The organism is Cytophaga sp. FL35 (assembly GCF_014349235.1).
GTDB lineage: Bacteria > Bacteroidota > Bacteroidia > Flavobacteriales > Flavobacteriaceae > Euzebyella.
Window position 1 is genome coordinate 23,558 of sequence record NZ_JACSOH010000030.1, and the last position, 12,300, is coordinate 35,857.

Genomic DNA, 12,300 nt, shown 5'->3' on the forward strand with positions numbered 1-12,300 from the left:
TTACTTGAAGATTGCTAGGGTGCAGTATGGGAATGTAATCAAATTGGTTTAGTCTTGTTTTTTAGAGGTCGTGCACACTCTAAATTTCAATATTTTCTTTTATATAAAAGACCAGGCCCATCACAGGCAGCAGAGCCTCCCGTCAATAAATTACTATCCTTTACCAAAAATTTTTCTATAAGCTTTTCCCCAGTACAACTTTCTATTAAATCGGTTTCAGAATCATATTCCAAAACTAAAATTGTACCAGGGGTATCTTCCTTAATGCTAAAGGTTCCCTCTCCCGTAATCGTTTTATCTGAGGTTAACCTTGTCTTTAGAAAACTATTGTTTTCTTTTAAAACCAGTGTTTCTTGATATGGGAGGTCTTCTCCAGATACGTTTCCTGGTTGCATGCCCAAGGTCATACTGCTTAATTCCCATTCTTGTGGTAGTGTTTCTATAAAATCAGATTCAAGGGTATTTAAATTTTCGTTTGTACAGGAATTTAAATAAAGTAACACAAATAGTGCTGTATAGAATCGCATAATTGACCATTTTTAAGAATAGATGTGAGATTGTAGGAGGGTTGCGCTAAATTGGAGAATTTTCATTACCTAAAAACAATTAAAACCTCAGGTTTTATCAGTTTATGGAACCCTAATTTGTCATTATTGTAAAATAGGGCTGGCATTATTCTATAGAAGCTAAAGTTTTAATTTATCTGTTGATATCGATAGGGATTCCTCTTTTTATCGCTTAACTTACATACATTGAAAACCAGCTTTTTATATGGCATTAAAAGTAGCGATTAAGCACAAGACTGTTTATAAATATGACCGCAAGGTTCATCTCTCCCCTCACATATTTAGGCTAAGGCCTGCTCCACATAGTAGGACTCCCATTGAAGCTTATTCCATTAAAATTAAACCTGAGAACCATTTTTTTAATTGGCAACAGGATCCTTTTGGTAATTATTTGGCCAGATTGGTATTTCCGGAAAAGACGAATGAACTTTCCATTGATGTGGAAATCATTGCAGATATGAAAACCATCAATCCTTTCGATTTTTTTGTGGAAGAAGCCGTTGAGGATTATCCTTTTACGTATTCCGAAGCTCTAAAAAAAGAACTGCGGCCCTATCTGGAAATTATGGAGGATGGTCCGTTGCTTACCGAATGGATATCACAATTAGACCTAAGTAAAAAACGCACTATTGATTTCCTTACCGGGCTCAATCAAAAATTGTATGAGTATTTAAATTATACGGTACGATTAGAACCCGGTGTACAAACCTGTGAACAGACTTTGGAAAGAAAGTTGGGTTCTTGCAGGGATTTTGCCTGGTTGTTGGTACAAACACTTAGACATTTAGGATTGGCCGCGCGTTTTGTATCCGGTTATTTGGTTCAATTAAAGGCCGATGAAAAATCATTGGACGGCCCTTCAGGACCAGAAGAAGACTTTACGGACCTTCACGCTTGGGCAGAAGTATATTTGCCAGGTGCCGGGTGGATAGGGTTGGACGCTACCTCAGGACTTTTAGCGGGAGAGGGCCATATTCCTTTGGCATGTACCCCGTCTTATGAAAGTGCAGCACCGGTATACGGTTTAACGGATCCATGTGAAACTCAATTTGAATTCGAAAACAAGGTCACCCGCATTTTTGAATCTCCTCGAGTGACTAGGCCTTACACGGAAGAACAATGGAATGCCATTTACAATTTGGGTTTCAAGGTAGAGGAGGAGTTACAAAAAAACGATGTAAGGCTTACTATGGGCGGGGAGCCTACATTTGTATCGGTTGATGATATGGAGGCCGAAGAGTGGAATACCACGGCGGATGGGCCCCATAAAAGGGAATTGGCCTCTCATCTTTCCGGCAGGTTATTGGAAGCTTTTGGAAAAGGTGGAATGCTTCACCATGCTCAAGGAAAATGGTATCCGGGTGAAGCCTTGCCGCGTTGGCTCATAGGGATTCATTGGCGAAAAGATGGGGAAGCCATCTGGAAAAATCCTGAATGGCTGGCTTCATTTTCCAAGGTATATGAGCTTCCTAAGGATAGTACATCTACTTTCTTAAAAAAACTATCGGATAAACTTTTGTGTCCTTCGGATACTGTGATGCCTGCCTACGAAGATGCCTTTTACTTTTTGTGGGAAGAGCGAAAATTACCGGTGGATGTGGACGGAAAAATATACGACCAAAGGGATTCCGCTTTGCGAAAAAAATTGAGCGAGGTACTGGAGCAGGGCACTGGAGAAGTGGTTGGGCACGTAATGCCCTTATCAAAATCCGGAGGTAGATGGATTACCAACCCTTGGGAATTTAGAGGTGGTAACCTGGTTTTGGCACCGGGCAATTCGCCTATAGGATTACGGTTACCGCTAGAGTCGCTGCCTAAAAACCCAAAAATACCCTCCGAACCTACAGCTGAACCCGAACTTTTTGAACCAAAGGAAGAACTTCCGGCTTATGGGGAAGAATTGCAAAAACGATTGCAAAATGGTAAAGTGGGCCACCTAAAAAATCAGCCCTATGTACGTACTGCTTTGTGCGCAGAGGTTAGAGAAAATAAATTATACCTCTTTTTACCTCCTTTGAATTCAGCAGAGGACTTTTTGGATTTGATAGCTTCAATTGAGTCCACTGCTTTAGAGTTGCAAATCCCGGTAATTCTAGAAGGTTACGAACCCCCTAGGGACAATAGATTGGAGGTTTTAAAGATTACCCCAGATCCTGGTGTAATCGAGGTTAATGTACACCCCGCAAAAAATTGGGAGGAGCTTACCAAAAATACGTTAACGTTATATGAAGAGGCGAAAAAATCCCGACTGGGGACGGAGAAATTTATGTTGGACGGGAAGCATACCGGCACCGGTGGCGGAAACCACGTTACCTTGGGCGGTATAACCCCGGCCGATAGTCCGTTATTACGTAAACCTCAGTTGTTACGTAGCTTATTAACTTTTTGGCAGCATCATCCTGGGCTTTCCTATCTGTTTTCCGGGGCTTTTATTGGTCCTACCAGTCAGGCACCCAGGGTGGATGAGGGTCGCTTGGAAAATTTATATGAACTTGAAATAGCCTTTGCACAGATACCTGAAGAAGGGGAAGTACCTTTTTGGCTAACAGATAGGCTGTTTAGACATTTATTGACCGATATCACGGGTAATACGCACCGGGCAGAATTTTGTATCGATAAACTATACTCTCCGGATAGCTCCTCTGGCCGCTTGGGAATTTTGGAGCTTAGGGCTTTTGATATGCCGCCACATTCCCAAATGAGCCTTATGCAAATGTTACTGGTACGAACCTTGGTTTCCTGGTTTTGGAAAAAGCCCTACAAGCATGATTTGGTACGTTGGGGAACTGAACTACATGACAAGTTTTTATTGGAGCATTACGTTAAAGAGGATATTGCCGATGTGGTCTCGCAATTAAACGATGCCGGTTACCCTTTTCAATTGGATTGGTTCGATCCCTTTTTCGAGTTCCGGTTTCCGTTATATGGGATGGTGGAAATCAATTCCATACAGTTGGAACTAAGAATGGCCATTGAGCCATGGAACGTTTTAGGCGAAGAAATGTCCGGAAGGGGTACTTCTAGATATGTAGATTCCAGCTTGGAACGAGTACAGATAAAGGTGAAAAATTTTACGGAAGAGCGGTACAGCATCACCTGCAATGGTGTTAAAATTGATTTGAGTCCCACGGGAACCAAAGGGGAGTATGTGGCGGGCGTACGGTACAAAGCGTGGCAGCCATGGTCTGCACTGCATCCCACTATTGGAGTGGACACCCCTTTGGTTTTTGATGTGGTTGATATGTGGAACAAGAAATCAATAGGGGGTTGTACCTATTTTGTATCACATCCCGGAGGGCGCTCTTATGAAACCTATCCCGTGAACAGTTTGGAGGCGGAATCACGAAGAATCAATCGTTTTTGGGAAATGGGCCATACACAAGATGAGGTTTTACCTGCGCAACCCAAAACAAATACAAATTTTGTGGGTAGATTGGTGGAGCCTAAAAATGCTTCCAGTACATTTGTTTTCAAAGAAGTACCCGTGAACCCGGAATACCCTCATGTTTTGGATTTACGTAAAAAGTAATTGAAGATGCCGCTAACCACTACCAATTGGATCAATACCTATCATACCCAACACAAGAATGATGAGCTGTTTACGGCTCAACAGCGAATAAAACCCTATTGGAACCAACTTCTCAAAGAGTTTGAAAAATTTGGACCCGAGGGGCTCATGGCCCGCCAAAAAGATATTGATTGGCTCTTGGGAGAGAATGGGGTTACTTACAACGTCTATAATGACCCTAAAGGGATGCACCGTCCTTGGAATTTGAATGTTTTTCCGCATTTGGTGGAGGAACAGGAATGGAAAAAGGTTGAGGCGGGTATTATGCAACGAAGTCGCCTTTTGGATTTGGTCCTGAAAGATGTATATGGCGAAAGAAAATTGATCAAAGAAGGTATTATTCCTAGTGAGGTCATCTATGGACATAGGGGGTTTTTACGCCAATGTGATGGTATCACCTATCCCAACCAAAAGTTTCTATCCATTTACGCAGCGGATTTGGCCCGTGGCAGTGACGGACGTCTTTGGGTGGTAAACGACAGGACGGAGGCTCCTTCCGGAATGGGGTATGCCTTGGAAAATCGTTCTACCACTAGTAGAATTTTACCGGAGATTTACAGCCAAATGAACGTTAAGCGTTTGTCCGGTTTTTTCTTTGAACTACATCAAATGCTGATGGATGCATCACCTGTAAAAAAGGAAAATCCGTACATAGTCATATTAACCCCTGGTTCTCATAATGAAACGTATTTTGAGCATGCTTACCTATCTTCCTTTTTAGGCTACCCGTTGGTACAGGGCAATGATTTGGTAGTTCGAGATGGTTTTCTTTGGATGAAATCCTTACAAGGTTTAAAACGGGTAGATGTTGTTTGGCGTAGGGTAGATGATGTTTTTGCAGACCCTTTGGAGTTAAGGGAAGATTCCCATTTAGGAGTGGCCGGACTTTTAGATGTTGTTAGAAGGCAAAATGTGGCCATTGTGAATCCTGTTGGAAGTGCCGTAATGGAAAATCCAGGTTTAATTCCTTTTATGCCCTCCATAAGTAAATATTTCTTGAACGAGGATCTGATGTTGCCGCAAATTGCCTCTTGGTGGTGCGGGCAGGAGAAAGAAATGAACTATGTTCTTGAAAACTTATCGCAATTGGTCATCAAACGAATAGACCGAACCAATAGGGAAAGTATCCATTTTGCAGAGTTCCTAAGTGCCGTGGAATTGGAAAAGTTAAAACTTGAAATTAGGCGGACACCCTATAGGTATGTTGCACAGGAAAAAATCAATTTCTCTACGGCGCCCAATCTGTCGGGCAATACGGTGGAGCCAAGGCACTTGGTAAGCCGTTCTTTTTGTATTGCCAGTAAGGAGGCATATCATGTAATGCCCGGTGGACTCGTTAGGGTAGCGCCTAGCAGTGAAACCATTAGGGTTTCCAATCAAAGAGGGGGAACCAGCAAGGATTTCTGGGTAATTCAGGAAAATGCATCTTTAGAGGAGGTAAAACACTGGCAAACTAGAAGTTCTATTGCAATTTCAGGCCTTAATGACCTACCTAGCCTTACAGCGGAAAATTTGTTCTGGGCAGGTAGATATGTGGGAAGAACCTTGGTGAACGCCCGCTTTTTAAGAATGGTATTTAGGCAAATGGCCTTACTACAGGACAATGACGAGAAACCAAAAACGGAAAAATTGGAGGTTTTGTTCCGGGCGGTTACCAATTTAACGGGCACCTATCCCGGTTTTGTGGGTGAAAAGGGTAAAGAAGCTAAAGCCATGGAACATCCCATGCAAGAAATGCTTTCCGTTCTGTTAGATAGAAATAGACCTGGTAGTTTGGCGCATACCCTGGGGATGTTCAGTAATTCTTACTATTCCATTAGAAATCTTTGGTCTACGGATATGTGGCGGGTTTTTGAGAATATTCAGAACATATGGAAGACTTTTGAAAAAAGTGAGGACCGTTCCATCAACAGGATTTTAAAAGTGCTCAATCAGTTGATTACCCGATTGATAGCTTTTATGGGGCTTATTGAAGAGAGCATATTGGTGCAGCAAGGTCTGCTTCTTTATTTTATAGGGCTGCAGTTGGAGCAAAGTATTCTTACTATTACCAAATGTAGGTCTCTGTTGACCATCGCATATGATGAGCAGGTAGAATATGAATTACTTGAATATCTGCTAACCAGTCATGAAAGTCTTAATATTTATCGCTATAGTTACCGTTCTTATATTAAGTTGGAGCATGTATTGGATTTGGTGATTTTGGATTTGGAATATCCTAGGTCCTTAACCTTTATGCTTAACAGAATTCAAAAGGATATTGTACGATTGCCGCATTCAAGACAGGACAATAACTTGGCTAATTATCAGAAGTACATTTTAGAAGGATTTTCCAAGCTTCGTTTGGCGTCGTCATCAGAATTGATCAAAACCAATTCTGATAAAGATATAGTGCGAAAGGACCTTGATACTTTATTTGAGGAACTTTCCACTTTATTGTATCAAACCAGTCAATCACTAACCAGTACCTATTTTAACCATACAGATAAGCAAAACCAGTTGGTAGTTCAATCTTTTCCTTTTTAATATGGTCTTTAATGTAATCCATACAACCGCCTACAAGTACAATGCACCGGTTAGCTATTGTCATAACATTGCCACCCTTAGACCGCGTGATTCCCAAGGGCAGAAATTATTGGATTTTAACATAGACATCAGTCCCCTTCCTTCGGAAATTTCTGAAAGGAGGGATTTCTTTGGAAATTTTATCACTAGATTTTCCATCCAAACAGAACATAAGGAACTAAAAGTAACTACCAAGAGTAAAATAGAAAGGGACTTCACACCATTCAAAGAAAATATGAATAGCAATAGTTGCAGGGGAGTTACAAACTCGCAAGCAATCTTTGCATTAAAGGGAGCCACCACACCAGAACTTTTGGACGCCAAGCAATACATCTTGGATTCTATATTTATAAGGCGGGCCAATGCGCAAATCAGGGAATATGCCAAAGTTTCTTTTCTACCCAACCGCTCGGTTTTTGATTCGGCATATGAACTCATGCAGCGTATTTATACAGACTTTGATTTCGTTTCTGGCTTTACAAGTATTTCAACTCCGGTAGAGGAGGTGATGAGGGAGAAAAAAGGGGTTTGCCAAGACTTTGCGCAAATTGCCATCTCCTGTATTCGTTCTATGGGGTTGCCCGCAAGGTACGTGAGCGGCTATATAGAGACCATTCCGCCAGAAGGCCAAGAAAAATTAGTGGGAGCAGATGCGTCCCATGCTTGGTTCTCCATATTCATTCCTGGTTTTGGATGGGTAGATTTTGACCCTACCAACAATATGATACCCATGAACCAGCATATTGTTGTAGGCTGGGGAAGGGACTATTACGATGTTCCTCCTTTAAAGGGAGTTGTTTTTGGGAGTGGAAAGAGTAAGCTCAAGGTAATGGTAGATATTACGGCTGCGCAACCGGTTTAAATTCAATTGTAAGTTAAATCTTCTTAAACTTATAGAATTAATTGGGTACAAGGTGTGCTCAATCACTCAAAAAATCTGTAATTTTAACATACTTACGTTGCATACCTGTTAAGAATAGGAATACGTTACTTACATGGGTTGATTTGCGTAGGGGTTATTTTCTTGATGTATTGCCTTTTCAGAGGAATAGTTATGTTCAAGTGTTTTACAGTTGACATGGATTATTCGAGAGTCAATCTTGCAAAACCAAACTGAATATGAGTAAAGAACAACCTCAGGACTTTTATGTGGTAGGAATTGGCGCATCCGCTGGAGGGCTAAAAGCAGTTCGAAGTTTTTTCGATAACATGCCCAGTGATTCCGGCATAGCCTTTATTGTAGTGCAACACCTTTCCCCGGATTTTAAAAGTTTAATGCCAGAACTTTTATCCTCCCATACAGAGATGGAAATTTTTACGGCCGATCAAGACCAGGTCATAAGACCTAATTGCATTTACCTAAATAAGCGTAACAAAAACTTGGGAGTAAAGGATGGCAAATTTGTGTTACTCAAAAAAGCACCAAAGGAACATTTGAACCTACCTATAGATATTCTGTTTAAAATGTTGGGGCAAGAATACCAAGATAAATCCATTGGGGTCATTTTGTCCGGTACCGGATCGGATGGATCCAGAGGTTTGCGCGATATTAAGGAGGGCGGGGGTACCATCTTTGTGCAGGAGCCGGAATCTGCTCAATTTGATGGCATGCCCAAGTCTGCCATTTCTACCAATTTAGTGGATTATGTATTGTCTTCTGGAAATATAGCGGACAAAGTTTTCAATTTTGTTAACCATGAAATTGTTTTGGAGGTAGACGGGGAGGAAGAAGCTTACGACGAAAAGAGCTATCAGGCCATCTTGTTCGAAATTCAGAAAAAGACGGGAATCAACTTTAAAAAGTATAAGCCAAATACTTTACTAAGAAGATTGGCCAAACGTTTAAGCCTTCACAACATCAATTCTTTAGAAGATTATTTGGCGTATCTAAAGAAAAAAGAGGAGGAGTTGGAAATCATTAAACAAGAATTTTTAATAGGGGTCACAAATTTTTTTAGAGATCAAGAAGCTTTTCAGATTTTAAAGGAAAGTGTTATTCCAAGGATTTGCCAAGAAAAGGACAAGTTTGAAGGGATTAGGATTTGGGTGGCCGGCTGCTCCAATGGCAAAGAGGTGTATAGTATAGCCATGTTGTTTGATGACTATATTCATATCAATGGATTGGATATTGATTTCAAAATTTTTGCAACTGATATTGATAAAAATGCCCTAAGGCAGGCAAGTGCCGGTATCTATAATGGAAACGATGCTGAGGAAATTGATAAGTCTTATTTGGACCAATATTTCCTAAAGACAGGCAATAGGATACAAATTATTAAACGTATTAGGGAAAAAGTAGTTTTTTCCTATCACGATGTTACCAATGATCCCCCATTCATACAAGTAGATTTAATAACTTGTAGAAACCTACTCATCTATCTAACAGGAGCAACACAGCAAAACATTCTGTCCAATTTTCAATTTGCCCTCAATAAAGATGCTTTCCTATTCTTGGGAAGTAGTGAGTCTCTAGGAAGAATGAATAGTGCTTTTAGACCTTTGGATGCCAAACATAGAATCTTTCAAGTAGTGAAAAAGGAAAAGAAGCTTTTTAACAGAAGGTCTATTTATGATAACGATGTGAGGACACGTAGAATGGATTATCTAGGTACGGAAAACCAGCAGCCAAGGGAGAAAGAACTTACTTCCAATAATGAGCTTTTTTACTATAAATATCTGAGCAAAAAATATGCCCCGGTTACTGTTTTTGTAGATGAGGATTTCAATGTACAATTTATTCAAGGTGAATTTAAAAGATGGTTTAGGCAAACTGATGGAATGTTCTCCAATAATCTAATGAGTCTTGTACCGCAGGAGTTATCTACGGTAATACGAAATGGAGTAAGGCGTACCATGAAGTCCAATGGGCCTATCACCATTAAAAATCTGGTGGTAAAAACAACAGAAGTAGACCTTACCACGGATCTATATTTTGAACAGGTAGATAGTTTGCAGAAGGATCAAAACATTTTTTTAATACAATTTGGGGAGAGTGTTAAAGAGAGGCCTGCAGAGGAAATTTATCTTTCGAGCGATGATGTTTCCAATTTTTCCAAGGAGCGAATAGCAGATTTGGAACATGAGCTCATGGAGAAAAAGGGTGAGCTACAAAACGTAATTGAAGAATTGGAAACCAGTAATGAAGAATTACAGAGTTCTAATGAAGAGTTGATGTCCTCCAATGAAGAATTACAAAGTTCCAATGAAGAATTACAGTCCGTTAATGAAGAATTATACACCGTAAATACGGAGTTTCAGGAGAAAAATAAGGAGCTTGAGGATCTTCATAATGATATGGTGAATTTATTGAACAGTACTGATATTGGTACGCTGTTCCTTGATATAAACCTGAATATTAGAAAGTTTACCCCGGCCGTAAAGCGTATTTTCAATTTGGAGGAAAGAGATTTAGGCCGCTCCATTGAAAGTTTTGCTTCTGAATTTGATGATGCAACAAGAGATATATTCTTGGAAGACTGTCAAATGGCATTGGAGGAGTTACAGACTTTTGAGAAAGAAATCTGCGATAGGAAGAAAAACTGGTATCTAAATAAGATAGCCCCTTTTGTAACATCAGAAAAGAGAATTGAGGGGGTGGTAGTTACTTTTGTTAGTATCAGTGATCTTAAGGAAAATGAACTGGCCTTACAATTAAAATCCGAAGAATTGGCCAAAGCCCAAGAAGTAGCTAGAATGGGTAGTTGGCGTTTAGACGTGAAAACCAATAAAGTGTTCTGGACAGAAGAACTCTATAGAATGTACGGTTTTGATCCTCATTTACCCCCGCCGCCCTACACAGAGCACATGAAACTTTTTACCAAGGAATCTTGGGAAGAACTTAGTAAAGCCGTGGAAAAAACGGCCCATGACGGTACTCCTTATGCTTTGGAGTTAAGAATGCTTAAAAGAGATGGTTCCCTTGGATGGATTTTTGCTTCTGGCAATGCCTATTACGACGAGATGGGGGAAATTACCCATCTACGCGGGATTGCTCAAGATATTACCGAGCGAAAAGACCTTTATGAAAGAATGCTGCACGAAAAGGAGTTTTCTAATAAAATTACGGAATTATCTCCTTCAGGAATTTATATCTACAATTTTATCAGCGGCACCAACGACTATGTAAACGAACAATATGGGACCATTTTGGGCTATTCCATGGATGAAATTAATTCAATGGAGCAGTCAGAGTTTATGGAACTTTTTCATGAGGAGGATAGGGATGCTATCTCCGCACATATGCAAGAATTGTTTAATGGAAATGAGCACTGTAAAATAGAGTATAGATTTAGGCATAAAGACGGTCATTGGGTTTGGTGTTATTCTGTAGATTCTCCTTTTGAGTATGATGATGAAGGCAATGTCATAAGTTTTATAGGGGTATTTATAGATATTACCGAAAAGAAAAAAATAGAGCGTGAATTACAACTAGCTTTAAACAAAGCTCATTCTGCCAATATCTATAAGAATCAGTTTTTGGCGAATATGAGCCATGAGATACGCACGCCATTGAACGGATTGGTGGGCTTTGCAGAGTTTCTTAAGGAAGATGGGTTGGATAAAAACACAAGGGAAGAATATGTGGGTATTATCGAAAAATGCAGTAAACAATTACTTGATCTTGTAAATGATATTTTGGACCTTTCCAAGATTGAGGCAGGGGAACTGGATTTGCAGTTTGGAGCCTGTAATCTAAACGAGCTTACTAATGAGGTTCAAAAAACTTTTGAAGCTATACGTAAGCAACGTAGAAAAGATAAAATCTCAATTGAATGTTATGTTCCTGAAGATGGTGAACATATTATAGAAACAGATTCCTCTAGGTTAAGGCAGGTATTGATCAACTTAGTAGGCAATGCCCTTAAGTTTACGGTAAAGGGAAGCATTAGGTTTGGATTTACAATTGAAGATGGTAGGGTAATTTTTGAGGTGACCGATACGGGCATAGGTATTTCCAAAAAGGATTTGGAAATAGTATTTGACCGCTTTCAAAGGGTAGAGCACAAAGACAAAAAACAATACGATGGTACCGGTCTAGGTCTCGCCATCTCCAAAGGGGTATTAAGTCTCTTAGGAGGTTCTATAAAAGTAGCTTCCAAAAAAGGGGTAGGTACTACATTTACCTTTGATATTCCTTATAAAGCATATCATTCAGAACAAAAAGAGCAGAATGGGAAGACAACCGTTGATACCTCTAAATTTGAAAACAAACATGTTTTAATCGCCGAGGACAACCCTACCAATAAACATTACCTCAAAAAATTATTTGAACCTTTAAAAATGAAAATTTCTTGGGCCATGGATGGTAAGGAAGCCGTGGAGTTGTTCAAAAATGAATCGGACCTTTCATTGGTATTAATGGATATACGTATGCCGGTAATGGATGGTTATGAAGCGGCAGACGCCATCCTGAAAATCAATCCGGAGGCACGGATTATCGCCCAAACCGCCAATGCCATGACCAGTGATCGTGAGAATTGTCTGGAAAAAGGATTTGTTGACTATGTGGCGAAACCTATTTCAAAAGATGAAATGTTCACCATCCTTTCCAAATGGATTCCTAATTAATTTAGGAGAGCATTATTCAATATGGTTCAAGCA

5 protein-coding genes are annotated in these 12,300 nt (G+C 40.1%); 4 read left to right on the forward strand and 1 reads right to left on the reverse strand.

Annotation, left to right across the window (positions count from 1 at the left end; genetic code table 11):
* Window positions 1-86: 86 nt before the first annotated feature.
* Complete coding sequence (locus BIZ36_RS17995; protein WP_187459285.1) at window positions 87-527, reverse strand: hypothetical protein; 441 nt, start codon at window positions 525-527, stop codon at window positions 87-89.
* Window positions 528-771: 244 nt separating this feature from the next.
* Between BIZ36_RS17995 and BIZ36_RS18000 the strand changes: the two genes are divergently transcribed.
* The 4 genes from BIZ36_RS18000 (at window position 772) to BIZ36_RS18015 (ending at window position 12,267) form a co-directional block, all read left to right on the forward strand.
* Entirely contained in the window at window positions 772-4,095 is a 3,324-nt protein-coding gene (locus BIZ36_RS18000; RefSeq protein ID WP_187459286.1) for a transglutaminase family protein, read from the forward strand.
* 6 nt (window positions 4,096-4,101) lie between these two features.
* Window positions 4,102-6,660 (forward strand): circularly permuted type 2 ATP-grasp protein, encoded by a 2,559-nt coding sequence (locus tag BIZ36_RS18005; RefSeq protein WP_187459287.1) that lies wholly within the window; start codon window positions 4,102-4,104, stop codon window positions 6,658-6,660.
* 1 nt (window position 6,661) lies between these two features.
* Window positions 6,662-7,561, forward strand: coding sequence for a transglutaminase family protein (locus BIZ36_RS18010; RefSeq protein WP_187459288.1), 900 nt, complete (start codon window positions 6,662-6,664; stop codon window positions 7,559-7,561).
* Between the two features lie 257 nt (window positions 7,562-7,818).
* Complete coding sequence (locus BIZ36_RS18015; protein ID WP_187459289.1) at window positions 7,819-12,267, forward strand: CheR family methyltransferase; 4,449 nt, start codon at window positions 7,819-7,821, stop codon at window positions 12,265-12,267.
* Window positions 12,268-12,300: the final 33 nt, after the last annotated feature.